The sequence below is a fragment of the Duganella sp. HH101 genome (genome assembly GCF_001758795.1).
GTDB lineage: Bacteria > Pseudomonadota > Gammaproteobacteria > Burkholderiales > Burkholderiaceae_D > Rugamonas > Rugamonas rivuli.
Genome location: NZ_LRON01000012.1, coordinates 78085 through 104020 on the forward strand (window position 1 = coordinate 78085; position 25936 = coordinate 104020).

The window sequence follows — 25936 nt, forward strand, 5'->3', positions numbered from 1 at the left end:
CCGCGCCTGCCAGATAGCAAAAAAGCCGCCCGACACAGGGCCGGCGGCTTTTTTGAGGATGCGCCGCAAGCAGCGCACCACAGCGTAAAAATTAACGCTTCGAGAATTGTTTTGCGCGACGTGCTTTGCGCAGACCAACTTTTTTACGTTCAACTTCACGTGCATCGCGGGTAACGAAGCCGGCGCGTGCCAGATCGCCCTTCAGCGCTGCATCGTAGTCGATCAGGGCGCGGGTGATGCCGTGACGCACAGCACCTGCCTGGCCGGACTCGCCGCCGCCGTGAACGTTGACCTTGATGTCAAAACGCTCAACGTTGCCGGTCAGTTCCAGTGGTTGACGAATAACCATCAGGCCGGTTTCGCGGGAGAAGTACTCAGCCGCTGGCTTGCCGTTAACGATGATTTGGCCAGTGCCAACTTTGATAAACACACGAGCTACTGCACTCTTGCGACGGCCGGTGCCGTAATTGTAGTTACCGATCATGTCAGTTCCTTAGATTTCGAGTGCTTTAGGTTGCTGAGCAGCGTGCGGGTGCGAACCTTCAGCGTACACTTTCAGCTTCTTGATCATTGCGTAGCCCAGTGGGCCCTTCGGCAGCATGCCTTTGACGGCTTTTTCCAGAGCACGGCCTGGGAAACGCTGTTGCATTTTCAGGAAGTTGGTCTCATAGATGCCACCTGGGTAGCCCGAGTGACGGTAGTAGGTCTTCTCGGTTGCTTTGGTGCCGGTCACGCGCAGTTTGCCTGCATTGACGATGACGATGAAATCGCCGGTATCGACGTGAGGAGTAAATTCTGGCTTGTGTTTGCCGCGCAGTCGGAGTGCCACTTCGCTGGCAACACGTCCGAGGACTTTGTCCGTCGCGTCAATCACGAACCAATCACGCTGGACTTCATGGCCCTTAGCGGAAAAAGTTTTCATGTTGACTTCCTAAATAATAAAACACGCTCAAATGGTGGTTCCGCCATTGCTTCAGCGGACTCGGCCTTCTTATTTACTTTCCTGAGCGAACGGAAAGCCGACAAGTATAAGCGGGAAAGCCCCGCCGCGTCAAGCCGCAATGCCGGCGGAATCAGGCTCCGCGGCCCCGTAGCGGAAAACATTGACCACATTGAAAGTCGTGTCGGGCACGTACAGGCGGCCGCGGTCGGCGTAGATGAAGTACGGCATCCAGACGCCGCCCGCGTCCGGGTACTTCTTGAACACGGAAATGCCGGTTTCGTAGTGCAGCGTGTGCTCGCCGATGCGGAACACTTTGAGCGCGCGGTTGACCAGGTCGTTGACGATCAGGCGCTCGCCGTCGATGCAGACGCTGGCCGGCAGCATGAACTTTTCGTAGTCAACATTGACATCATCGCAATAGCCGAGATAGCCGTAGCTCCACAGGCTGTTGCCGTCGCGGTCGAACACGCGCAGGCAGTTGTTGAACTGGTCGCAGACGAACAGGCGGTCCTCGGCGTCGATGGCGATGTCGCAGGGCGTGAAGTCGTCGTCGGACTGCCAGCGGAAGTTCTTGCGGAACGCCACGTAGCCGGTCGGCTGCAGCTGCCACATCGAAATCCGGTTGTTGAGCGAATCGGCGATATAGATCTCGCCCCGGCTGTTGATGGCGATGCCCTGCGGCGCCTTCAGCGTGCCGTCGCCGCCTATGCCCTCGCGGCCGAACGGCATGCCGTAGTTGATCAGGTAGCCTGCCGGATTGAACTGGTACATCGTCACCGTGCACAGATTGAAGTTGGTGACGAACACGATGGGCGTGCCGGGACATATCTGTCCCAGCGGCGGCGTGTGCGGATAATAGACGTCCATCGCCAGGTCGCCAGGCACGAAGAAGCCGCGCATCATGTCCTGCAACTGATGGTAGGGATCGCTCTCGGTGTTGAAGGTCTTCATGCACCAGTTGCCGGAATCGATGTTCAGCGATGCGTTCGCCATGCGCGCCAGCGGATCGATGCCCATGTGGGTGCGGAACTGGTCGTACCAATATTTGTAGATGTTGGTCGTGGCCGTGGCCCACTGGTCGATCCAGTTGCCGGCGGCCTGGGGCTCGCGCGGCACGGTGCGGCGCTCGCGATTGAAGCCGATCACCGAGGTCATGCAATTGAACTGCGAGCTGTCGCGCAGCCGGTTCTGGTCGTCGCGCCGGTGGCCGACCGACTCGATCAGCAAAGCATCCTCGTCGCCGCCGTTGCCCGTCATGCGCGGGATGCGCACCTTGATCACGCTGGAGGCGAAGGGCTCGCTGATGAAATACACATCCGCTTCGCCTTCCGCCGCGCAGACCTGGTAAGGGCCGACGAACACCACGTCCTCCAGCGCGCCGTAGACGAAGTCGGACAGGCTGTGCACCGGCTCCGGCGTGTGATTCCACAAGGGCAGCAGGCCGTTGACCTCGCTGACCTCGTTGCCGGCCAGGTCGTACACCGTGATGGCGTTCTCGACGTGCCCCGGCACGAACACGCGGTCGCCGATCACGCACACCGAGCGCATCACGTTGAACTTGCCGATGCCGGTGGGCTTGCCATGCTGGTGCAGCATCACCGCGTCGTGCGGCGCCTGCACGCATTCGTCGACGATGGGCCAGTCGGTGCTGATCTTCAGCACTTCGTAGTGGCCGGTGTTGGCGAGGTAGAGGTTGCCTTGCGTATCGCTGGCCAGGCCTTGCGGCCACAGTAGTTCATGCCTGGCGCCGGGGCCGGCGACGTGGCGGAACTGGCTGACGAAGTCGCCTTCCAGTGTGAACTTGACGCAGCGGCTGGCCAGATCGTCGGCCGTGTGGAAGAACTCGTCGCAGACGTACAGGTAGTCGACGCCGTCGCGCTCGCGCACCACGGCGATGCCGTTCGGGTCGGACAGCGGCAGGTAGTGGTCGTCGCCCTCGCCGAAGGCGTAGCTGAACCACACGTCCGCCTCGTCGTAGGCGAAGGCGACCACGCGGCCATGACCCATGTCGGTGCAGTACATCAGCTGGTGGGTGGGATGGGGGCAGACATGGAAGGGCATCAGCAGACGCGGCGCGTCGGGCGTGTCCTCGCCCGGGCCTTCGATCACGTGCAGCAGCGCGGACAGGTCGGCGTCGAAGATCAGCACGCGGCTGTTGCCGGTATCGCACACCCACAGCCTGCCGTAACTATCGGCATGCACGCCGACCGGGGAATTGAGCGTGAAATCGTCGGCCAACGGACCTGGCTGCGTGCTGCCCGGCTCGGTCAAATCGCCATAGGAACAAAGGTACTTGATAGCATGAGTCATCAGAGCCTCCTTGATCTAAGTCATAAAGTATGCGATTCGTTCGAGGCAACAGCAAGCAATAAAACCTCATGCAAGCCAGTCCGGCCGGACTCCTTTACAATATGCGCAACGCTTTTTAACGGAGAGAATGATGGAATGCAAAGTCAGCTGGAATGGCCCGTCGGGCATGAGTTTCTTGGCCACGACCGGTTCCGGCCACATGGTCAACATGGATGGCGCGCCCGAGGGCGGCGGTCACAACCTGGCGCCACGGCCGATGGAGATGGTGTTGCTGGGCACCGGCGGCTGCACGGCGTATGACGTGGTGCTGATTTTGAAGAAGGGCCGCGCTGACATCCGCGGCTGCGAATGCACGCTGACGGCAGAGCGCGCGGACACGGAGCCGAAAGTGTTCACCAAGATTAACTTCCACTTCACCGTGACCGGCAAGGATCTGAAGCCGGAGGCTGTGGAACGGGCGATCACGCTGTCGCACGACAAGTACTGCTCGGCGTCCATCATGCTAGCCAAGACCGCCGAGATCACCCACTCGTTCGAGATTATCGAGGCCTAAATATAGTACGCGGTGCTGGTCATGACCTTGCCCATCACCGCCATCACCGCCTGCACCGGGGCCGGCGTCTGCGCGGCGCCCAGCGCCTGCGCGGCGGCGCCGTGTTCGATCTCATCCAGGCGCATCTGCTCGACGATGGCGCGCGACTTGGCGTCCTGCGGCGGCAGCTTGTCCAGATGGCTGGCCAGATGCGCCTCCACCTGCCGCTCCGTTTCCACCACAAAGCCCAGGCTGCGCGCATCACCCAGCACCGCGGCCACCGTGCCCAGCGCATACGCGCCCGCATAGAACAAGGGATTGAGCACGCTGATGTGCGAATTCAATTCGCCCAGCCGCTGCGCGGTCCAGGCCAGATGGTCTTCCTCTTCCCTGCCCGCCTGCTCGAACTGCGCGCGCATCTGCGCGGTCTTGGCGAAGCGGCTCTGCGAGTTGTACAGCGCCTGCGCGCAGACCTCGCCCACATGATTCACCCGCATCAAGCCGGCGCTGTGGCGGGTTTCCGCTTCGCTCATCACGGCGTCGGCCGCGTGCAGCGCCGGCGTCGGGCGCGAGGCGGAGGCGACGCCGGTAATCACGCGCAGCGCCTTGTCGGCGCCGGCTATCAAACGGTCCAGCGGGGTGTGGTGATGTGCGGCCATGTGCAGACTCGAATTCGGACGAAAGCAATATTATAGGCGCGCACGCCTTAATTTGCCTCGGCCGCTTCGCGCAACTGGCGCTGGCGTTCGATGTAGTCTGCCACCGGGCCGCGCACGTCCATCTTGGAAATATCCTTCGCCACGCTCAGGTTCAGGCCGAGCAGGAAGGGGATGTTCTCCACCGGCACTTCGGTGCAATGCTGCGCGAACGCCCGCAGGAAGCGCTTGGACTCCACCACCGGCACCACCTTTTCCCCGCTCATGTATTGCAGGATGCTGGTGATGCTGTGGCCCTTGCCGATGCTGTGGTAGATGAAACGGTTGAAGTCGCGGTCCAGCTGCTTGAAGTCCAGCGTATCCTTGGTCATCAGGCCCGACAGGTAATACAGCCCCAACGCCACGCGGAAGAAGCCGGTGGATTCGTTACGGTCCACGCCGCAGTGCGTCACGGCCAGTATTTTTTCCTGCAATTGAGGATTCATTTTTCATTCTTCTCCCATATCCGACTATAGCAAGACATTTGTACAGCTAGTAGCTTGCGTGTGAGAATTTTTACATGCTACTCTTGAAATATTTTTAACAAGGACACTGCAATGATCGAGGTCAGGGGTCTCGCCAAGCGTTTTCGGCTGCCGTCGCGCGGGGGCAAACCCGCGCAGGCGGCGCGCGATCCGCGCGACCACGACGGCTGGTTCCATGCAGTGCGCGATGTCAGTTTCCGCTGCGCGCCCGGTGAGGTGCTGGGCCTGCTTGGGCCCAACGGCGCCGGCAAGACCACCACGCTGCGCCTGCTCTCCACGGCGCTGAAACCCGATGCCGGCAGCATACACGCCAACGGCGTCGACCTGCTGCACGATCCGGTCGCGGCCCGCCAGCACATCGGTTTCCTGTCCGGCACCACCGGCTTGTACGGCCGCCTGACCGCGCGCGAAAACGTCGAGTACTTCGGCCGCCTGCACGGCATGAGCCCGGCCTACCTGAAGCGCCGCTGCGACGAACTGTTCGAGCTGCTGCAAATGACCGAGTACGGCAACAAGCGCGCCGACCAGCTGTCCACCGGCATGAAGCAGAAATGCTCGATCGCCCGCACCGTCGTGCACGAGCCGCAGATCGTCATCCTCGACGAACCGACCACCGGTCTGGACGTGATGTCGGCCAAGATCCTGCTCGATTTCATCGCCAGCTACAAGGCGCTGCGCGTGCCGCTGATCTTCTCCACCCACCACCTGCACGAGGTGGAGAAGTTGTGCGACCGCGTCTGCATCATCAACCACGGCAAGACCGCCTTCCACGGCACGGTCGACGAGCTGCGCCACCTGGGCGGCAGCACCGATCTGTACGACGCTTTCGTCGGCGTCATCAACCAGGGAGGCTGAGCCATGTGGATCATCTATCTGAAGGAATTGCTGGAGCTGGCGCGCGACCGCCGCACCTTCTTCTTCACCGTCTTCATCCCCGTGTTCGCGATGCCGCTGATCTTCACCGGTTTCGGCTTCGTCTCCCAAAGCCTGTTCAAGCAGGCCAGCCAGGCCGAGATGACCTACTCCATCTTCGGCAAGGACCACGCGCCGCGCCTGGCCGAACGCTTCGCGAAAGAGAAGGGTTTCCGCGAAGTGGTGCTGGCCAGCCCGGCCGACATCAAGACCGCCATCGGCGACGACCGCATCAAGTTCGCGCTAGTGATCCCGGCCGGCTTCGAACAGAGCCTGGCCCAGCAGCAGCAAGGCGTGATCGCGCTGCACTACAACAGCGCCGTCACCGTCGACCTGACGCGCAAGCGCGTGATGTCGGTGATCGGCGGCCAGAACCGCGTGCTGCGCGAGCAGGCGCTGTCCGCGCTCAACCTCAACAAGGAGCAGCTGCGCTTCGCGCTCGACCCGATCACGCTGGAAGACCATTCCACCGCCGACAAGCGCGAGCAGATGGGCGCGGTGGTCGGCGGCATGCTGCCCTACATCCTGCTGATGGTGTGCGTGATGGCGGCCATGTACCCGGCGATCGATACCGGCGCCGGCGAGAAGGAGCGCGGCACGCTGGAAACCCTGCTGCTGGCGCCGGTCTCGCGCACCGCCCTGGTGATGGCCAAGTTCCTGATGCTGTTCACCGTCGGCCTGACCTCGGCGCTGCTGATGATAGGCAGCATGGGCCTGCTGCTGACGTTCTTCGGCCCCATGATAGGCGGCGACCTGGTGCAGATGGTGCGCGCCATCGGCCTGCTGGACCTGGCCATGGTGGCGCTGATGCTGGTGCCGACCGCCGCCATCTTCGCCGCCATCCTGCTGTCGATCTCGGTCTACGCCAAGAGCTACAAGGAGGCGGCCGGCCTGATCTCGCCGCTGATCATCGTCACCATCCTGCCGACCCTGGTGGCGCTGCTGCCCGGCGTGGAGCTGAACTGGAAGTGGGCGATGGTGCCGCTGACCAATGTATCGCTGGCGATGAAGGAGCTGGTCAAGGGCACCATGGACTACAGCATGTTCTCGGTGATCCTGCTGTCGACCACGCTGACCGCCGGCGCCCTGCTGGCCTTGTGCCGCTGGTGGTTCAACCGCGAGCAGGTTTTGTTTAGAAATTGAACAAGTTGTCTATTCAACTAGCCCGGAAAGTCCCCGCTTCAGGCCGCCGTCTGGTCGGCCTTTTTTGCACTCTGGCGCGCGCTTTGCGCCGCCCGTCGCAATGGGGCCCCATGTATAGGGCAAACCCAATACAATGCCATCATGTGAAAAGTGTATGGCCGTGCAGAAACGCCGGCCAGGCACCGGCAGAATCATTCAGGAGTTAGCATGGAATTACGCATCAGCAACTTGTCTAAAACCTACGGCAATGGCGTCGTAGCGCTGGACAATATTTCGCTCACCATCCCGACCGGGATGTTCGGTTTGCTCGGCCCCAACGGCGCCGGCAAGTCGACGCTGATGCGCACGCTGGCCACGCTGCAGGAATGCGATTCCGGTTCCGTCTTCCTGGACGACATCGACGTGCTGGACGAAAAAGACGAAGTGCGCCGCCTGCTGGGCTACCTGCCGCAGGACTTCGGCGTGTATCCGAAAGTGACCGCCTACGAGCTGCTCGACCATTTTGCCGTGCTCAAGGGCCTGTCCAACCGCAACCGCCGGCGCGAAGTGGTCGACGGCCTGTTGCAGCAAACCAATCTGTTCGACGTGCGCAACCAGCGCCTCGGCGGCTTTTCCGGCGGCATGCGCCAGCGCTTCGGCATCGCCCAGGCGCTGCTGGGCGATCCCAAGCTGATCATCGTCGACGAGCCGACCGCCGGCCTCGACCCGCAGGAGCGCGTACGCTTCCACAACCTGCTGTCCGACATCGGCGAAGACAAGACCGTGATCCTGTCGACCCACATCGTCAGCGACGTCGCCGACCTGTGCGCCAACATGGCCATCATCAACAAGGGCCACCTGCTGCTGTGCGGCCCGACCCAGGAACTGATCCACGAAGTGAGCGACAAGATCTGGGCCCGCTTCATCGACAAGCGCGACCTGCCGTCGTTCCAGCTGCGCCATCCGGTGATCTCGTCGCGCCTGCTGTCGGGCCGCACCCTGATCCATGTCTACAGCGACAGCGATCCCGGCGACGGCTTCGAGGAAGCCATCGGCGACCTGGAAGACGTCTACTTCGCCACCATCGCCGGCCGCCACAGCGCTGCGGCCAGCTGCGATTAAGGCGGCCCCATGTTTTCCATCGCCTACTTTGAAGCGCGCCAGCGCCTCAAGCTGCTGTCCACCTGGGTGTATTTCCTCGGTTTCCTCGCGCTGTCGCTGCTGTGGATGGCCGCCGCCGGCGGCGTCTTCAAGGGCGCATCCGTCACCTTCGGCACCCAGTTTATCGATTCGCCCCGCTCGCTGATGTTCACCACCAGCCTGCTCGGCTCGCTGGGCGTGGTGGTGATGGCGGCCATGATGGGCCGCTCGGTGCAGCAGGATTTCGAATACGACATGCAGCACTTCTTCTTCAGTGCACCGATCAGGAAGCACCAGTACATGTTCGGCCGCTTCCTCGGCGCCTACCTGACCTTGGCCATCATCTTCACCAGCATCGTGCTGGGCACCTGGCTGGGCAGCTTCATCCCCGGCATCGACCCCGAGCGGCTGGGCCAGCCCGGCGTGCTGGGCTATGTGATCCCCTACCTGATCGTCATCCTGCCCAACATCTTCATCTTCGGCGCCGTGTTCTTCATCCTGGCCGCGCTGACGCGGCGCATGCTGCCGGTGTACATTTCCAGCGTGGTCATGCTGATCGGCTACATCGTCGCCCCCGGCCTGGCGCGTGACCTCGACTTCAAGACGCTGGCCGCGCTGATCGATCCCTTCGGCACCACCGCCGTGATCCGCCTGACCGAGTACTGGCCCATCGTCGAGCGCAACACCCGCATGTTCGTGCCGGAAGGCGTGTACCTGCTGAACCGCGTGCTGTGGTGTTCGTTCGCGCTGGCCGGCCTGCTGCTGGGCTACTGGCGCTTCCACTTCATCGCCACCATCGACAGCGGCTCAGGCAGCACCAGCCGCGGCGAAGGCGAAACGCCGCTGCACCTGTCGGCGCAGTCGACCAGCACCCAGGAAAAACCCGACTTCGCGTCGCGCAGCCTGGCCGCGCTGCTGTTCAAGATGAGCTGGCTGAACCTGCGCGAAACCACCAAGAACATCTACTTCCTGGTGATCGTGCTGGCCGGCGTGCTGATGATGTTCGCCAGCGCGCTGGACATGGGTTCGATGTTCGGCACCACCACCTACCCCGTCACCTACCTGGTGCTGGAAGCGGTGTCGGAAACCTTCGCGCTGTTCATGTTCGTCATCACCACCTTCTACGCGGGCGAGCTGGTGTGGCGCGAACGCGAGGCGCGCATGGGGCAGATGCTGGACGCGCTGCCCATCCCGAGCTGGCTGCCGATGCTGGCCAAGCTGTTCGCGCTGATCGGCCTGCAGGCGATGCTGATGGGCGTGGTGATGTTGTGCGGCATGGCGATCCAGATCGTCAAAGGCTATTTCATCCTGGAGCCCGGTCTTTACCTTTACCACTTATTCCTGATCCAGCTGCCCGGCTATGCGCTGTCGGCGGTGCTGGCGATCACGCTGCAGGTGCTAATCAACCAGAAATACCTGGCCTACTTCGCGATGATCGTCTACTACCTGGCCAGCCTGACGCTGGGCACGGTCGGCGTCGACGACCCCATGCTCATCTACGGCAACGTGCCGAGCTTCATCTATTCCGCCATGAACGGCTACGGCCACTTCCTGCCGCGCGAGCGCTGGTTCGAAGCCTACTGGGGCGGCGCGGCGCTGCTGCTGGCGGTGCTGTCGCTGCTGTTCTGGGCGCGCGGCACCAACGACGGCTGGCGCCAGCGCCTGCAACTGGCGCGCCACGCGCTGACCGTGCCGGTGCTGACCACGGTGGCGGCCGGCCTGCTGATCTTCGTCGGCGCCGGCAGCGTGTTGTTCTATAACACCCACATCGTCCAGTGCTACAAGACGCAGTACCAGAAGGATGGCGAGCGCGCCGATTACGAGCGCAAGTACAAGAAGTTCGCCGTGGTGCCGCAGCCGCGCATCACCGACGTCAAGCTTGATGTCGCCATCGTGCCGGAGCGGCGCAGCCTGGTCGTCAAGGGCCGCTACCTGCTGGAGAACAAGACCGCGCAGCCGATCAGCGACGTGCTGGTCTACCAGGACAACACCAGCACCCAGTACAAGGTGCGCTTCAGCCAGGATGTGCGGCCGGGCTTCCAGGATGAGGAGCTGGGCTTCTACAGCTACAAGCTGGCCAAGCCGCTGGCGCCGGGCGCGCAGCTGACGATGGACTTCGACGTCGCCTACGTCCCCAAGGGCATCCTGGGCATGGGCCAGGACACGCCGGTGGTCGGCAACGGCACCTTCTTCAACAACGACGTGCTGCCGCACATCGGCTACCAGCAGGCGATGGAACTGAACGACGCGCGCGACCGCAAGAAGCACAAGCTGCCGGCGCGCGAGCGCATGCTGCCGCGCGACGACCCGGCCGGCCTGGCCAACAACTTCGCCAGCAGCGACGCCGACTGGCTGACCTTCGACGCCACCGTCAGCACCAGCGCCGACCAGATCGCCATCGCGCCGGGCACGCTGGTCAAGGAATGGAGCAAGCAGGGACGGCACTACTACCACTACAAGATGGACCAGCCCATCCTCAACTTCTACGCCTTCCAGTCGGCGCGCTACCTGGTCAAGCGCGACTGGTGGCAGGATGTCGGCATCGAGCTGTACTACCATCCCGGCCACGAATACAACCTGGACCGCATGGACAAGGGCATCAAGGAATCGCTGGACTACTACACGCGCAACTTTGGCCCCTACCAGCACAAGCTGGTGCGCATCGTCGAGTTCCCGCGCTACGCCACGTTCGCGCAATCGTTCCCGACGACCTTGCCGTATTCGGAGGCGCTGGGCTTCATCGCCAAGGTCAACGACAAGAACCCGAAGGACATCGACTATCCGTTCTACATCACCGCGCATGAAGTTGCGCACCAGTGGTGGGGCCACCAGCTGGTCGGCGGCAACACGCGCGGCGGCACGGTGCTGAGCGAAACGCTGGCCGAGTACTCGGCGCTGATGGTGATGAAGAAGAATTTCGGCGCGGACAAGATGCGCCGCTTCCTGCACTACGACCTGGACCAGTACCTGGTGGGCCGCGCGCTGGAGCGCAAGAAGGAGCTGCCGCTGGCGGAGAATGAGAACCAGAACTACATCCAGTACCGCAAGGGCAGCCTGGCGATGTACCAGTTGCAGGACATCGTCGGCGAGGCCAAGGTCAACGGCGCGCTGAAGGAAATGCTGGCGCAGTACGGCCGCAAGAGCGGGCCCTACCCGAGCGTGACGGTGCTGGTCGACGCGCTGCGCAAGATCACGCCGCCGGAGCAGGCTTACCTGATCGACGACCTGTTCAACCACATCGTGCTGTACGAGAACCATGCGGTGTCGGCCACGGCGCGCAGGCTGGCGGACGGCAAGTATGAAGTGACGTTCGCGGTCAGCGCGGCCAAGGTGCGGGCCGACGACCAAGGGGCGGAAAAGGATACGCCGTTGAAGGATTGGATCGACATCGGCATCGACGACAAGGACGGCAACAGCCTGTACCGCGAGCGCATGCTGGTCGAGCGCAAGGACAATCTGTACACCGTGGTCATCAACGGCCGCCCGGGCCGCGCCGGCATCGACCCTGACAACAAGCTCATCGACCGCAAGCCCGACGACAACATGATGCCCGTCGAGCTGCAAGCTCAATAACACAACGGGGGTCAAGTCTGACATTTGGACACGAGCTGAACTGTAGCGCAGGCTACAGTTCAGCTCGTGTCCAAATGTCAGACTTGACCCCCGTTTTTTTACGCCGCCAGCTTGAAGACGGCGACCACTTCGGTCAGTGCATCAGCCTGATCGTGCAGCGCGGCTGCCGCGGCGGCCGCTTCTTCCACCAGCGCGGCGTTCTGCTGCGTGACCTGATCCATCTGGCCGATCGCCTGGTTGATCTGCTCGATGCCCGAGCTCTGCTCCATGCTGGCCGTGGTGATCTCGCCCATGATGTCGGTCACGCGCTGGATGCTCTCCACCACTTCGCTCATCGTGTTGCCGGCCTGCGTGACCAGCATGCTGCCGGCATCGACCTTTTCCAGCGAGTCGTCGATCAGCGTCTTGATTTCCTTGGCCGCCGTCGCGCTGCGCTGCGCCAGGCTGCGCACCTCGGTCGCCACCACCGCGAAACCGCGTCCCTGCTCACCCGCACGGGCCGCTTCCACCGCCGCGTTCAAGGCCAGGATATTGGTCTGGAAAGCAATGCCGTCGATCACGCTGATGATGTCGACAATCTTGCGCGCGGAACCGTTGATCGCATCCATGGTCTGCACCACGTCCGACACCACGCCGCCGCCCCGCTGCGCCACTTCCGACGCCTTCACCGCCAGCTGGTTGGCCTGGCGCGCGTTGTCCGCGTTCTGCTTCACGGTCGCGGTCAACTCTTCCATCGACGAGGCGGTTTCTTCCAGGCTCGAAGCCTGCTCTTCGGTGCGTGAGGACAGGTCCAGGTTGCCTGCCGCGATCTGGCTCGACGCGCTGGAAATGCTCTCGGTGCCGCTGCGCACTTCGGTGACGATGCCGATCAAGCCATCGTTCATGGTGCGCAACGCTTCCAGCAGCCGGCCGGTCTCATCCTTGCTGCTGACCACGATGCGGGTGGTCAAATCCTTGTTCGCCACGGCGACGGCGATATCCACCGCCTGGCTGAGCGGCACGGTGATGCCGCGCGTCAGACGCCACGCGCAGACGATGCCCAGCGCCAGCACCGCCAGCCCGAACACAATCATGAACTGGCGGCTGCGCTCGTACAGCGACTCAATCGCCGCCGCGTTATCGTCGATGCTCTTGCGCTGCAATTCCAGCAGGCCGCGCAGCGATTCCAGATAAGCCTTGCCGTCCGGCGTGAAATGCTGATCCAGCATGGCGGCGGCCTCGTCCAGCTTGCCTTCCTTCTTCAGCGCGACGATGGCGTCGCGCGACGCCAGGTAGCGCTTGCGGTTGGCCTTCATGTCGTCGAACAGCGCTTTTTCCTTGTCGGTTTCCAGCAGCGGCTCGACCTTCTTTTGCAGGCCGTTGACTTCGGCCGTCGACGCGGCGGTCTCTTCGGAGAAGAACGGCCCCAGCGACGGATCGCTGCTCTTCGAAATCGCCGACGTCCGGCGCACGCTGGTGTGGATCAGGCGATACCAGTCGCTGATCATGCGTTCCTTGGCCAGCGGCTGCTGCATCATGTCGCGGGTGGCTTCGGCCACGGTTTGCATATGGCCGATGCCGATCGCGGTCATCAGCGTCATCAACGCCAATACCAAGCCAAAGCCCGCGGCAAGGCGCGTGCCGATTTTCAAATTTTTCATGATATGTGTGGCCGTTAAGGCAATATTGGAAATAAAGCAGCGTTGCCGCTCAATGTTGCTACCGTTGGAACTGCGAATCGGGCAGAAGGATGAAAGTTGCCCTAAAGAATCGCCAGTGTACCACGGCAATTAATTTATTGCTGAAAGGTCGCCAGGCCGTGGCCTGCAGGGTGCCGACCAGGCCGGCGCAAGCGTCAAAAAGCCGGGCGGTTTGGAGGCGCCCGGCTTTCTGGAAACTTCAGCGATCAGATCTTGGCGGCGTCATGGTCGCGCTTGACCTTGTCCGCATGGCGCTCCACTTTCGCTTCGTGCCGCGCCACCTGTTCCACATGCTTGTCGGCAGTGCGATGGGCGATCACTTTTTCGTCATGCTTGATGGCCTGCTTTTCCACCTTGATGTTTTGCTGCTCGGCGCGGCGCGCCTGGTCCAGCTGCTGGGCGCCGGCCAGGTCGCCCTTCTTCACATCGGCATGCTCGGCGCGGGCCAGCGCATTGCGTTCGCCGCGTTCCGCCTGCAGCTGCTGCTGGCCTGCCGCTACCTGGGCCTGCTTGGCGGCGATCACCGCGTTGTCGCGCTGGATCTGGCGGGTGTCCTGATGTACTTGTTTGACGTCCTGGCGGATCTGAGCATTGTCCTGATGGACTTGTGCCACTGGATTGGTCTGCGCGAAGGCTGCGGCGCCGATCATGGAAAGCACGCCGGCGATCATCAGGGATTTGGTTTTCATGATGGTGTGTCCTTTTCTAGTGGTTGGCAGATCGCTGTTCATCAGCGTCTTGAGCAATTAACGCGACCGCCCCACAGGCAGACGACCACAGTTCCGTAAGAAAAGTTACGAGTTGTATCCTGCAAGCGAAGCCGCCAACTCACGCTGCCAGGCGCTGGCCTTGACGTGGTTCCACACCAGCGCCACCTGCTCCACGCATTCGAACGCGCAGTCGGTGACGTGGATGCGGCGCAGCTCGGGATCGGCCAGCGCGAAGTCCGGCAGATAGGCCAGCGCCTCGCCGGATTTGACCAGCGACAGCAGCAGCTGCAAGTCGTCGGTCCAGTAGCGTATCTTGCGCGGCAGCTGGTCGTCGCGCCAGCCGTCGGAGCGGGCGCCGCGCTGCACGCCGCAGAACAGCGAACGCGACGGACAGGCGAAATCATGCGCCAGCACTTGCGCCGTCTCCGCCTCCAGCAGCGGCGCGATGCCCTCCACCTGCAGCGAGCGCACCAGCGGATGCCGCTGCCCCGCCACCAGATGCAAGGTGACGCTGCCCAGCGGCGTCACCTGCCACTCGTCCGACCAATGCTCGCCGCGCCCTTCGATGACGTCGCCGGTGACGATGGCCGCATTGATGTCGCCGCGCAGCAGCGCCGCCAGCGCCTCATCCTCGAACATGGCCTGCATGCGCAGGCTGGCTTCGGGATAGGCGCGCAAGGCCTGCGACAGCATCTGCCCGTGCCGCCACAGCAGGATCGCCGGGCCGGCGACGCGGCTGTCGACGGCGGCGCGCTCGCCCATCAGATCGGCCTTGGCCTGGTCGGCCAGCGCCAGCAGGGTCTGGGCGCGCGCCAGCAGCAACTGGCCGCTGTCGTTCAGCACCAGCTGCTTGGCGCTGCGGTCGAACAGCGGCTTGCCCAGGCTGTCCTCCAGCCGCTTGAGCGCCTTGGACACCGCCGACGGCGTCAAATGCAGCTCCAGCGCGGCCGCGCCCAGCGATGGACGGCGGGCGGCGCTGACGAAGACGCGCAGGTCGGAAAGATTCATGATGTCCCAACAGGATACGAATAGTGAATTTAAGTTGCTTTACCGGATACGAAGAGCATCTTACCATCTGCCTCATGACTACCATCACCCAACAACAATGGATCTACCGCCGCCAGCCGGTCGGGCAGATCACGGCCGAGCACTACGAGCTCGTCGAACAACAACTGTCGACCACGCTGGGCGATGGCGAGGTGCTGATCGAAGCGCGCTGGTTCAGCGTCGATCCCTACATGCGCATCGGCCAGTCGACCAAGCCGACCTATGACACCGAGCCGCATCCGCTGAACACCGTGCAGCAAGGCGCCGTGGTGGCGCAGGTGCTGGCGTCGAACGCGCCCGGCTACGCGGCGGGCGACTGGGTGCAGAGCTACACCGGCTGGCAGACCCATGCGCGCGTCCACGCCAGCGGCCTGAAGCGCATCGACCCGGCGCTGGCGCCGGTGACGACCGCGCTCGGCGTGCTCGGCATGCCAGGCCGCACCGCTTGGTTCGGCCTGACCGAATCGGGCAAGCCGCATGCGGGCGAAGTGGTGGTGGTGTCCGGCGCGGCCGGCGCGGTGGGCTCGCTGGTGGTGCAGTTCGCCAAGCGCCACGGCGCGCGCGTGCTCGGCATCGCCGGCGGCCCGGCCAAGTGCGACTGGCTGCGCAACACGCTGGACGCCGACTGGGCCATCGACTACAAGGCCTACGCCGACGCCGACACGCTGGGCGCCGAGATCAAGCGCCTGACCGGCGGCGTCGACGTGTACTTCGACAACGTTGGCGGCATGGCGACCGACGCCATCATCCCCATCATCAACCGCCGCGCGCGCATCGTCATCTGCGGCCAGATCAGCCAGTACAGCGGCGGCCTGGAGACGCCGGAACTGGGGCCGCGCCTGCTGCACCACATGCTGTACCAGCGCGCCACGATCCAGGGCATGCTGGCGCGCGACTACCTGCACCGCATGGACGAGATGATACGCATCGTCGCTCCATGGGTGAAGGCGGGCGAGATCGTGTTCGAGGAAACCGTGATCGACGGCTTCGCGCAATTGCCGGCCGCGCTGAACGCGCTGTTCACCGGCGAGCATCGCGGCAAGCTGCTGGTGAAGGCATGAGGACCGCGCTGCTGGCCCTGAGCTTGATCGCGGGCGGCGCCGCTGCGGCCGACGCCACCTATGGCGAGCACGGCATGGCGCTGTTCGGCGGCCAGCAAGGGCTGTATGCATCGCACTTGCCGATGTTCCATGCGCCGCATGACTACCAGGTGATACTGCAAGTACACGTGGCCGATGCCGCCACCGATGCGGCGCTGCGCCGCCGCCTCGACGGCAAGACCGCGCTGTGGACCATCGCGCCGGATAAGTTCGAACTGTCGCGCCTGGCGCCGGCCAGCGCGGCGCCGCTGCGGCAGTTCAAGGCCGACCTGGTCCAGGGCCACTTCGAGCAAGGCGGCAAGACGCAGTTCGCCGCTTCCACCATCGTGGTCGACAAGGTGCTGATGTTCCGCCAGCTGCCGCCAACGCAGAAGACCAGCAACGACGCCAGCTACGTGCAGATCGGCACGGGCAGTCAGCGCTATCTGGTGAAGCAGATCGACAGCCGGCCTGATTTCGACCACATTGTTTCCTACGCGGCGGCGGCTGGCGCATCGACCGCCGCCGTCACGCTGAACAAGCAGGCGCTGCGGCAACCGCAGGCGGCGGCGCTGGCCGCCGCATTGCACGTGCCCGCCAGCGCGATTCGTGGTACGGTCTACTTTTACACCGACGATTTGAAGTGACATGGTTCCAGCGGAATACCAAGGCCTGTGGCGCCGCAGCGGCATCTGGCGCAGCAACGGCAGCAGCGACCTGAGCACGCAAGTGTGGTGGTTCCAGGCGGCGCGCTATCACATCGACTTGCGCATTCCGGTCGACCGCGTCGGCATCAACGGCTTCGCCGGCGAGACCGTGGTGGAAGGCACGCGCTGCACCTGGCATCCGGCCATCGCCTACCCCGCCCTCAGCGGCGAGCTCGACGCCGGCTGGATGCGCTTCGACGATGCCGACCACGTCCACGAAACCGGCCTCGACAACAGCTACGACGAGGACTGGTACCGCGAGCCAAGCGGTCCCATGCACGGTGTGCGACTGGAGGATCCCCACAGCGGGCAACTGGCCTACCTGCTGATCAGCGATGACTGGATGGCCTGGGCCTGCGGCAACCCGAACGGTGCTTGCGAGATCATCGTCTATCGCCGCGAGCAGCGGCAATGGATCGCCATCGCCAGCAACTTCTCCACGCCAGCGCCCACCGTCGCACTCGACAAGGAACAAGTGCTGCAATGGCAGGCCGGCGATCTGGTCGAGCCACCCATGACGCCGGGAGTAGCCTGGCGGGTTTAACCTACCATAAGTCTTTTGTCTGGCGATCATACATAGTCGACGCCGCACGCGTGATCGCTCACATCCGTGATGCGAAAAAGCAAGCATCCCCCCCTTGCCTACGACTTGCCGGGCGCGACCAGTTCGGCCAGATGCCGCGCCGCGCCGCTGTTAGCGGGGTCCAGCGCCAGCGCACGCCGGTAGTGCCGGATCGCCATCGCCTTATCGCCGTTCACCAGAGACGCCTGCGCCAGGCTGTCGTGCGCGTTGGCGCTGTCGGGAAAGCGCTCGGCCACGAAGCGCAACACCGACAGCGCATCGCGCGCCCTGCCCGTGCTGAGCAAACGATAGCCCCAATCATTCAACTCCAGCTCCGGCCAGGTCATCCCCGGATGGGCGCGCTCGATGCTGTCCGCCGCCGCCCGCACCTGCTCATAGCCCTGCTCTTCCAGTGCGATGCGCAGCGCCGGCACCCCGGACAGGTCCAGCCCGGGCGCATACAGGGACGCGATCTTGTCGACCATGTCCTCCGGGAACGCGCCGGCCAGATTGGTGAGGATGACGACGCCGACCTTGTCTTCGGGATAAAGATAAGCCGCCGCGCGCCCGCCGCCGGTCATGCCCACCGCGCGATGCGTTCCCCGCGTCAGCACCTGCCATCCCAGCCCCCACTGGCCGAGGCGCCCGTCATTGAAAGCGACCGGCGTCCACAGCGCCGCCAGACTGTCCGCCTTCAGCAGGCGGCCGCTCTCTAGCACGATCAACCAGCGCGCCATGTCGCCGATCGTGCTGTTGAGGCCGGAGGACGCCCGCCGGAAAGGCAGGAAGCGCTCCGCACTGACCGCCAAAGTACCCGGCGTCGTCGATGCCGCCGCGCGGTAGCCGGCGATCATCGGCCCGCCCAGGGCCCAGCGATAGGTGGGCGCCTTGCCGGGGATGACGGTGGTGGCGTCGCCGTAGGCGGTGCGGTTCATGGCCGCCATCCGCAACTGTTCGTCGGCAAGCGGCGCATCCAGCGGCCGTCCTTCGATCTGGTTGACGATGCGTTGAATCAGCGTGTAGTTGGTCTGGCAGTAGTCGAAGCGCGTCCCTGGTGGGAAGCGCAGGGGCTGCGCCTGGACCCAGGCCCAGGCGGCGACGGCATCGGTTTCGACGGTCGGAGCGCGCATCATGTCCGGCAAGCCGGACATATGGCTCAGCAGCTGACGCAGCGTGACCTTGCGCCAGGCTTCCGGCAAGTCCGCCAGATAGCGTCCCGCCGGCGCCGACAGGTCCAGCCGCCCCTGCTCGGCCAAGCGCATCGCCGCCACGCCGGTAAAGGCCTTGGTGATCGAGTTGATGGCAAACACCGTGTCGTCCGCGACGGGAATGCCGAACTCCACGCTCGCGCTGCCGTACGTCCGGACCAGCGCGACCTGACCGTCCTTGACGACCGCCACGGCCATGCCGGGGATGGCCAGCCGCTTCATCTGCACGCCCAGATAACGGTCGACTTCGGCCGCCGGGTCCGCCGCGGCGGCAACCGTGGCGACGGCCATCCCGGCGACAAAACCGATAAGGGCAAGGAAGCGGCGCGGACGCGCGCCTGCGTACATCAAGCTCATGATATTTCCTCGCGTCTGGACACGGAATCCACTCTGGTTGGCGACCAGCGATTCTATCTCATCGCGACGGCCCGGCGCCGCATGACGGCCGCCACGATCGCCAGGCCGGCCAACAGCATCGCGCCGGCGCCCGGCTCCGGCACCGGCAGCGGCACCGGCGCCTTGACTTCGGCGTAGTCGATCTGCAGCGCGGCATTGCGTATGCCTGCCGTCGCCAGCGACGTCGGTCCCCATTTGCCGTCCGCGCTTTGCACAACGTAGGCCCAGGTCCAGCCGTTGAACGACACATCGAAGGAGTTGCCGTAATTGATGGCGCCGAACTGCGAACCGAAGCCGTGATTGCCGTCGAGGGATTTCTCGCTCAGCAGGACGCGGTTGCCCCCTTCCGCGCCGGTGACGTTCCAGCGCAGGTCCAGGCTGTTGTCGGCAAAGCCCGGTTGCTCGCCCGGCTGCCAATATGAATGGTGCTGCCCGTCCGCCACGCCGGAGAAGGTCAGATTGCTGATCTGGTAGCCGGCGTGCACATCGATGTGGAAGACGCTGTAGTGGTAGGCAGTGGCTTCGTTCTCAAGCGTGCCGTTCGGGCCGGCGTAGACATTGCCGAGCTGGCGGTTCAGCGTAGCCAGGTCGAAGGTGGCCGAGCCGGTCGTCGCGCTGCTCAGCCCGATGTTCCCTTGCCATGGCTTGCTGCCATCCACGTACGAAATGCTGAACGCCGGCGTGTCGATGAAGGTGCTCGCCTGGGCGAAGGAAGCGGTGGCCATCAGGGCGCCCAAAGTCAGCTTGCGAAAAGTACTGTTCATATTGCTCTCCTCAATCGCTCCGGCCGCACCGCGAATGCAGCAGCGTAACCGGAAGCTCAACCGGAAAGCGTAGCGCTTGTCGAAAGAATAAACAATATTGTCAAAATGAGGAATCGGGCACATCGGCCGCCATACGGCCCAAAACCCTGCACGCATTAACATAAGGCTGCGACTATGGAAACACGCGGTTTGGACTGTGTCGTAAATGCCGACATCGCCGGCTGAAATAAAAAAACGGGACCATCAAGGTCCCGTTTTTGTTGGCGCTGCCGAAGACTACTCGGCGGTCGCGGCAGCTTTTTTAGGCGCCGCTTTCTTGGCTGGCGCTTTCTTGGCCGCAGGCTTCTTGGCTGCCGCCGCCTTGGCCGGAGCCTTGGCTGCCGCCGCCTTCTTGGCCGGCGCTTTCTTGGCCGGCGCCGCGCCTTCCGCAGCTTCCGCGCCCTCGTCCGCTACCGCGGCAGCTTTGCCCTTGGCCGGAGCCTTGGCCTTGCGCTCCTCGAACTCGAAGCTGATCTTGCCGTCCTTGCCCTTGGTCAGGAAGGCCTTGAACGGACGGCGCGTACGCTGCGACACAAAGCCCGGCAGCAGATCGGTCTTGCCGTCGTTGAGCAGCTTGGCCATCTGCTCAGGCAAAATCTCCTGCTGCAGAATGATGCGGCCGCTGCGGAAGTCGCAAGTCTTCGGCTTGGCGACGCTGTTCTCGCACACATAAGCCAGGCCCATCTCGTACACGCCACCGGCGCACTTCGGGCACGGGCCCAGAGCGGTCTGGCCGGTGAAGTCGACCGGTTCCGCATCTTCCGAATCGTCGTTCTGGCCGAAGTCGAACTCCAGCTTGAAGTTCTTGATCTCTTCGTCACGCACGATGCGCAGGATGGCGGCGAACGGACGGCCCATCTTCGAGCGGAAACCTTGCAGCGGGCCGATGGTGCGGTCCTTCAGCAGCTGCTCGACTTCCTCGATTTCAAACTGGCGGCTGCCCGGCGTTTTGCTCATCGAGAATTCGCACTTGGTGCAGGCGAAGCGGCGATAGTTTTCCTTGACCACGCTGCCGCAGTTCGGGCACGGCGTGTGCAGGGTGTGGTAATCGCCCGGGATCGTATCGTTGTCGTATTCCTTGGCGCGCTTGACGATGACCTGCGTCATCTGGGCGATCTCACGCATGAACTCGTCACGCGAGATCTTGCCCTTCTCCATTTGCGACAGCTTGTATTCCCACTCGCCGGTCAGTTCCGGCGCGGTCAGTTCGTTCACGCCCAGGCCGCGCAGCAGCGTCATCAGCTGGAACGCTTTCGCGGTCGGCATCAGTTCGCGGCCTTCGCGCAGCAGGTAGCGCTCGGTCAGCAGACCCTCGATGGTGGCGGCGCGCGTCGCTGGCGTGCCCAGGCCCTTGCCGGCCATCGCATCGCGCAGCTCATCGTCCTCGACCAGCTTGCCCGCGCCTTCCATGGCCGACAGCAGCGTCGCCTCGGTGTAGCGCGCAGGCGGCTTCGTCACCAGGCCGTTGGCGTTGACCGTGTCGGTCAGCACCTTCTCGCCCTTGGCGACCGGTACCAGGTTGCCGTTGGCGTTGCCTTCCTTGTCGTCGTCCGACGAGGCTTCCTTGCCGTAGATCGCCAGCCAGCCCGGGTTGGTCATGACCTTGCCTTCAGTCTTGAACTGATGGCCGGCCACTTCGGTGTAGCGGGTCGTGACCTGGAATTCCGCAGGCGGGAAGAACACGGCCATGAAGCGGCGCGTAACCAGGTCGTACAGCTTCTGCTCGGGCTCGGACAGGTTCTTCGGCGCGATGGTGGTCGGAATGATCGCGAAGTGATCCGAGATCTTGGTGTTGTCGAAGATGCGCTTGTTCGGCTTGACCCACTTCTTGTCCAGGATCTGCTTGGCGAACTGGTGGTAGTTCGGGTTTTCCTTGACCACTTCCAGCGCCTGCATCACGGTCGGAATGTAATCTTCCGGCAGGTGGCGCGAATCGGTACGTGGGTAGGTCAGCACCTTGTGCTTTTCGTACAGCGCCTGGGCCAGGCCCAGCGTGTTCTTGGCCGAGAAACCGAAGCGCGAGTTGGCTTCGCGCTGCAGGCTGGTCAGGTCGAACAGCGCGGGCGCCATCGACGTGGTCGGCTTGGCTTCCTCGGTGACGGCGCCCTGCTTGCCGCGCACGGCCAGCGCGATCGAGTCGGCCGCGGCCTTGCTCCACAGGCGCTCGGCGCGTTTCTCCGGATCGGTCTCGTCCTTCTTGAACTTGGTGTCCAGCCAGCGGCCTTCGTAGACGCCGGCGGCGCACACGAACTCGGCGCGCACTTCCCAGAAGTCGCGCGAGACGAATTTCTTGATCTTCTCTTCGCGCTCGACCACGATCGACAGCGTCGGCGTCTGCACGCGGCCCACGGTGGTCAGGTAGAAACCGCCCTCTTTCGAGTTGAACGCGGTCATCGCGCGGGTGCCGTTGATGCCGATCAGCCAGTCGGCTTCCGAGCGGCAGCGGGCGGCGTCGGCCAGCGGCATCATGTCTTCGTCGCTGCGCAGCTGGGTGAAGCCTTCGCGGATCGCGCCCGGCGTCATCGATTGCAGCCACAGGCGCTTGACCGGTTGCTTGGCCTTGGCGTTCTGCGCGATCAACCGGAAAATCAGTTCCCCTTCGCGGCCCGCGTCACATGCGTTGATCAGGGTGGTGACGTCTTTACGCTTGATCAGCTTGTTGAGCACCTTGAGGCGGGCCTCGGTCTTGGCGATCGGGTTCAGCGCGAAGTACGGCGGAATCATCGGCAGGTGGGCGAAGCTCCACTTGCCGCGCTTGACGTCGTGTTCTTCCGGTACGGCAATTTCCAGCAGGTGGCCGACGGCGGAGGACAGCACGTACTCGTCGGATTCAAAGTACTCATCGTGCTTGGTAAAGCCGCCAAGCGTCTTCGCGATGTCGTTCGCGACAGAAGGCTTCTCGGCGATGATGAGGGTTTTGGTCATATTTTGTATCTCGTTTTTTAACACTTTGGATGGGTGCAGCATGCGCATCATACATGGATCGCGCCGCAGTCTGCACTTTTGCGATGCGGATGGCAAGGCCGAGGCGTCACAGTCTTGTCAAAGCGCCAATGATAAGCGCGTTGCCGACCAGACTGCAAGCAAACAGCACAATACAGCGTATCACGCCGCCGAATGTTGCTTAAATAAATGCTCGAAGGGAAATACAGGCCGCAGCGGCCTGTATATATTAGTGCAGCAGGCGTGGCGCCTGGTCTTCGTCCGAGCCGAACAGGTCGTCGAACATCAGCGCGTCCGGCTCCTTGCCTTGGCTCCAGAGCAACATCAGGACGATGACCTTGAGCTTGCCCAGCGACACCGGCGCCTCTTCCAGCGCCAGCGCGCGTTCGATGACGATTTCGCGCTGCAACGGCGACAGCACCTTGGCCGACTCCAGGAACTGGATGAAGCCGATCGCGCCCGGCCCCAGCACATCCTGTTCTTCTTCGACGTAGAAACGCGTGCCGGTCGAGGACGCGGTCAGCGTATGTTCCACCCCGGCCATGGCGGTCAGGTCGGTCAACCACACCAGGGCTTCGGAAATCTCGACATCGTCAAAACCGACAGCCGACAGTTTCTTGGCCAAGGCCGCCGGTTCAGGGCAGGCATCGGGACGGTAGTAAGTCTCGTAGAGGTAAACAAGGATGTCGAACATGGCTCTACTCTATCAGTTAAAACAGATCGGGCACAAGTGCCGCACAGATCGCCTGTTTTTCAGGCAATTTTCACAGGATTAAGCCCGCAAGCGCTGGAACATGCCTCCGGGCAAACGCTCGATCAGGCCGGCCAGTTCCAGCGCCAGCAATTGGCCCTGCAGCTCGGCGGCGGACTGCTGCAACCGCAACGCCAGCACATCTGCCCCGGCCGGATCCTCGCCCAGCGCCTCCAGCACGCGGTCGACGAAGCTGTCGTCCGGCGACGGCCGCCCGCCGGGAGCCTCGGGCGACAACAGTTCCAGGTCGGCCAGGATATCGGCAGCGGTTTCCACCAGCTTGGCGCCCTCGCGGATCAGCGTGTGGCAGCCCTTGGCCAGCGTGGCGTGGATGGAGCCGGGCACCGCGTACAGCTCCCTGCCCTGCGCCGCCGCCAGCCGCGCCGTGATCAGCGAACCGGACTTGGCGGCAGCCTCCACCACCAGCACCCCGCGCGCCAAGCCGCTGATGACGCGATTGCGGCATGGGAAGTTGTCGCGCAGCGGCGGCGTTCCCAGCGCGTACTCGCTGACGATGCAGCCTTCCTCGGCGATGCGCCGGGCCAGCTGCTTGTTGCGGGCCGGGTAGATCCGGTCCGGCCCGGTGCCAATGACGGCGATGGTGCTGCCGGGACCGTTCAAGCCGCCCGCGTGCGCCGCCGCGTCGATGCCCAGCGCCAGGCCGGAGACGATGGTCAGTCCCGCCTCCGACAGCGCCTGCGCCATGCGGTCGGCGTTCAGCATGCCCTGGGCGCTGGCGTTGCGCGAGCCCACCACGGCCAGCGACTTTCGTCCCAGCAGCTCGGTCCGCCCCTTGAGGTAGAGCATCAGCGGCGCGGCGGCGATGTTGCGCAGCGCTTCCGGATAGGCGGGATCGTCGTAGCTCAGCACGGAGTTACCGGGCTGCTGCTGCCAGGCCAGCGTGGCGTCGACCAGGGCGGCCAGCGCGTCCGGCGGCGCCTGCAGCAGCGCATCGGCCTGGCCGGGCTTGACCTCGCGCAGCAGCGCCGCGCGGTCGGCGCCGAACACCGCCTCGGGCGTGCCGAAGCGCCGCAGCAGCCGGTGCGCCGTCATCAGGCCGACGCCGTCCGTCATCTGCAAGCGCAGCCAGCCGGCCAGCGCGGCGGCGCCGACTGGCTGGATGGGAACGTTGGGGATATCCGTGGCTTGCACGGCGCGGCTCACTCCGGCGACTTGGCGACGTCGCCCACTTCCACCGGCGCCGACACCTGCATGATCAAGCCGTAGGAAATATGCTTAAACACGCGGAAGATAAACAAGCTGCCCACTTCCTCGTCCGGCAGCTTGACCTGCTGTTCGCGCATGCCCATCCAGCTCTTGGCGGCCGTGGCGTCGCTGACAGTCTTCCCCGCATGGTACAACTGGAGCACGGAGCCGATGTCGAGTCCATCAAGCTTTCCGCGATTAATGCTCACTACCTGGTTCTGCCCGGCGTGGGTGACGCCGCCGTAGATCGCCACCACGCGCGCGCCCACCTTCTGCTCGGGCGGATGCGGCACATAGTTTTGCATCGGCATCGGCGGTATCGCGCGCAGCTGGTCGCCCTTGCCCATCTCCTCCTTGGCGCTGGCCACCAGGAAGGTGTGGACATCGCTGCCGCTGCCGGGCTGGGCCTCGGCCTGCAGTTTCAGCGTGCCCAGGTAAAACGCCTCGTAGCCGATCACAGCCTTGGTGACGGGATCCTTCAGCGGGCTGCCGGGGCGGAACACCTGGAACGAGCTGCCGCCCTTGAGGTCGCCGCGCACATAGGCCTTGTCGTCCTTGCCGAGGAACACGTGGCCATCCTGCGTGGCCACCACGCGCGGAGCGCCGGCCAGTTCGTCGTTTTCGATGATCAGCGGCTGGGTCAGGAAGGGTTCGATCACGCCGGCCGGAATCGACATCACGGCGTCCTTGCCCAGGCCCTCGGTGCGCAGCTGCGGCTTCAGGCGCAGGTTGCCGGCGCCGCCCTCGCCGCTGGCCTCGATCCTATTGCCCAGGCGCAGGCGGCCGGCGGCGCGGTCGAACCAGATGATCTGTCCCGGATAAATCCAGTGCGGATTGGCGATTTCCTCGCGGTTCATGCCCCAGACGGTGGGCCAGCACCACGGGCGTTCGAGGAATTTACCGGAGATATCCCACAGCGTATCGCCCTTGACCACCAGATGCTGGTCCGGCGCATCGGCACGGAATTCACATTTCAGCGGAGCCGCGGAGGCCGCCGTCCAGCCCGAAAAAAGCGCCGCCAATACTAAGCGGGTGCCGACTGTGCTAAAATTTTTCATTAGTAGATCCAGTAATTGCGCCGTAAATTGCGCAGGCACACCATAGCAAGAGGCGCCCTATCAATGGAAAAGGCT

General features: G+C 63.7%; 22 protein-coding genes. 8 read left to right on the forward strand and 14 right to left on the reverse strand.

Annotated elements, in window-relative coordinates:
- Nucleotides 1–91 precede the first annotated feature (91 nt).
- The 3 genes from rpsI to DUGA2_RS19380 all read right to left on the reverse strand — a co-directional run bounded on the left by rpsI (nt 92) and on the right by DUGA2_RS19380 (nt 3253).
- A complete protein-coding gene (rpsI, locus tag DUGA2_RS19370; protein ID WP_008445137.1) occupies nt 92–484 on the reverse strand; it encodes a 30S ribosomal protein S9 in 393 nt (130 codons plus the stop codon).
- Nucleotides 485–493: 9 nt separating this feature from the next.
- Nucleotides 494–922, reverse strand: coding sequence for a 50S ribosomal protein L13 (gene rplM / locus DUGA2_RS19375; RefSeq protein WP_008445136.1), 429 nt, complete (start codon nt 920–922; stop codon nt 494–496).
- 129 nt (nt 923–1051) lie between these two features.
- Nucleotides 1052–3253, reverse strand: a complete 2202-nt coding sequence (locus tag DUGA2_RS19380) for an NHL repeat-containing protein (protein WP_141753319.1) — start codon at nt 3251–3253, stop codon at nt 1052–1054.
- Between the two features lie 130 nt (nt 3254–3383).
- Between DUGA2_RS19380 and DUGA2_RS19385 the strand changes: the two genes are divergently transcribed.
- The gene (locus tag DUGA2_RS19385) at nt 3384–3806 is read left to right on the forward strand and encodes an OsmC family protein (RefSeq protein WP_070271137.1); all 423 of its coding nucleotides are present in this window, start codon (nt 3384–3386) and stop codon (nt 3804–3806) included.
- On the opposite strand, the gene coq7 is transcribed toward DUGA2_RS19385, so the two are convergent.
- Entirely contained in the window at nt 3803–4444 is a 642-nt protein-coding gene (gene coq7, locus DUGA2_RS19390) for a 2-polyprenyl-3-methyl-6-methoxy-1,4-benzoquinone monooxygenase (RefSeq protein WP_070271138.1), read from the reverse strand. The two genes, DUGA2_RS19385 and coq7, sit on opposite strands and share 4 nt — an antisense overlap.
- A gap of 47 nt (nt 4445–4491) precedes the next feature.
- Entirely contained in the window at nt 4492–4926 is a 435-nt protein-coding gene (locus tag DUGA2_RS19395; protein WP_070271139.1) for a hypothetical protein, read from the reverse strand.
- Between the two features lie 111 nt (nt 4927–5037).
- Between DUGA2_RS19395 and DUGA2_RS19400 the strand changes: the two genes are divergently transcribed.
- From DUGA2_RS19400 to DUGA2_RS19415, 4 genes are all read left to right on the forward strand, one after another.
- Nucleotides 5038–5820, forward strand: a complete 783-nt coding sequence (locus tag DUGA2_RS19400) for an ATP-binding cassette domain-containing protein (RefSeq protein ID WP_070271140.1) — start codon at nt 5038–5040, stop codon at nt 5818–5820.
- A 3-nt stretch (nt 5821–5823) separates the two neighbouring features.
- On the forward strand, nt 5824–7020 hold the full coding sequence (locus DUGA2_RS19405) for an ABC transporter permease (protein WP_070271141.1): 1197 nt from the start codon (nt 5824–5826) through the stop codon (nt 7018–7020).
- A gap of 207 nt (nt 7021–7227) precedes the next feature.
- On the forward strand, nt 7228–8121 hold the full coding sequence (locus tag DUGA2_RS19410; protein ID WP_070271142.1) for an ABC transporter ATP-binding protein: 894 nt from the start codon (nt 7228–7230) through the stop codon (nt 8119–8121).
- 9 nt (nt 8122–8130) lie between these two features.
- On the forward strand, nt 8131–11712 hold the full coding sequence (locus DUGA2_RS19415) for a M1 family aminopeptidase (RefSeq protein WP_070271143.1): 3582 nt from the start codon (nt 8131–8133) through the stop codon (nt 11710–11712).
- Between the two features lie 98 nt (nt 11713–11810).
- Here DUGA2_RS19415 and DUGA2_RS19420 read toward each other — a convergent pair whose 3' ends face one another.
- The 3 genes from DUGA2_RS19420 to DUGA2_RS19430 form a co-directional block, all read right to left on the reverse strand.
- Nucleotides 11811–13352, reverse strand: a complete 1542-nt coding sequence (locus DUGA2_RS19420) for a methyl-accepting chemotaxis protein (RefSeq protein WP_070271144.1) — start codon at nt 13350–13352, stop codon at nt 11811–11813.
- Between the two features lie 245 nt (nt 13353–13597).
- Complete coding sequence (locus DUGA2_RS19425; RefSeq protein ID WP_070271145.1) at nt 13598–14080, reverse strand: hypothetical protein; 483 nt, start codon at nt 14078–14080, stop codon at nt 13598–13600.
- A gap of 105 nt (nt 14081–14185) precedes the next feature.
- Entirely contained in the window at nt 14186–15109 is a 924-nt protein-coding gene (locus DUGA2_RS19430) for a LysR family transcriptional regulator (protein ID WP_070271146.1), read from the reverse strand.
- A gap of 74 nt (nt 15110–15183) precedes the next feature.
- On the opposite strand from DUGA2_RS19430, the gene DUGA2_RS19435 reads away from it, so the two are divergent.
- The 3 genes from DUGA2_RS19435 to DUGA2_RS19445 are packed head-to-tail and all read left to right on the forward strand — an operon-like array spanning nt 15184 to nt 17478.
- On the forward strand, nt 15184–16209 hold the full coding sequence (locus DUGA2_RS19435; RefSeq protein WP_070271147.1) for an NADP-dependent oxidoreductase: 1026 nt from the start codon (nt 15184–15186) through the stop codon (nt 16207–16209).
- Nucleotides 16206–16874 (forward strand): hypothetical protein, encoded by a 669-nt coding sequence (locus DUGA2_RS19440; RefSeq protein WP_070271148.1) that lies wholly within the window; start codon nt 16206–16208, stop codon nt 16872–16874. Before DUGA2_RS19435 ends, DUGA2_RS19440 begins: the two co-directional genes overlap by 4 nt.
- 1 nt (nt 16875) lies before the next feature.
- On the forward strand, nt 16876–17478 hold the full coding sequence (locus tag DUGA2_RS19445; RefSeq protein WP_070271149.1) for a hypothetical protein: 603 nt from the start codon (nt 16876–16878) through the stop codon (nt 17476–17478).
- 98 nt (nt 17479–17576) lie between these two features.
- Here the strand turns inward: DUGA2_RS19445 and DUGA2_RS19450 are convergent, their stop codons facing one another.
- The 6 genes from DUGA2_RS19450 to DUGA2_RS19475 all read right to left on the reverse strand — a co-directional run bounded on the left by DUGA2_RS19450 (nt 17577) and on the right by DUGA2_RS19475 (nt 25861).
- Nucleotides 17577–19061: a serine hydrolase domain-containing protein gene (locus tag DUGA2_RS19450; RefSeq protein ID WP_210402583.1), complete on the reverse strand. Its 1485-nt coding sequence runs from the start codon at nt 19059–19061 to the stop codon at nt 17577–17579.
- Nucleotides 19062–19114: 53 nt separating this feature from the next.
- A complete protein-coding gene (locus tag DUGA2_RS19455) occupies nt 19115–19864 on the reverse strand; it encodes a PEP-CTERM sorting domain-containing protein (protein WP_070271150.1) in 750 nt (249 codons plus the stop codon).
- 276 nt (nt 19865–20140) lie between these two features.
- On the reverse strand, nt 20141–22828 hold the full coding sequence (locus tag DUGA2_RS19460) for a DNA topoisomerase III (protein WP_070271234.1): 2688 nt from the start codon (nt 22826–22828) through the stop codon (nt 20141–20143).
- A 247-nt stretch (nt 22829–23075) separates the two neighbouring features.
- Nucleotides 23076–23540, reverse strand: a complete 465-nt coding sequence (locus tag DUGA2_RS19465) for a DUF494 family protein (protein WP_008445092.1) — start codon at nt 23538–23540, stop codon at nt 23076–23078.
- 78 nt (nt 23541–23618) lie between these two features.
- Nucleotides 23619–24761, reverse strand: a complete 1143-nt coding sequence (dprA, locus tag DUGA2_RS19470; protein WP_083296378.1) for a DNA-processing protein DprA — start codon at nt 24759–24761, stop codon at nt 23619–23621.
- The gene (locus tag DUGA2_RS19475; protein ID WP_070271151.1) at nt 24758–25861 is read right to left on the reverse strand and encodes a LysM peptidoglycan-binding domain-containing protein; all 1104 of its coding nucleotides are present in this window, start codon (nt 25859–25861) and stop codon (nt 24758–24760) included. Before DUGA2_RS19475 ends, dprA begins: the two co-directional genes overlap by 4 nt.
- Nucleotides 25862–25936: the final 75 nt, after the last annotated feature.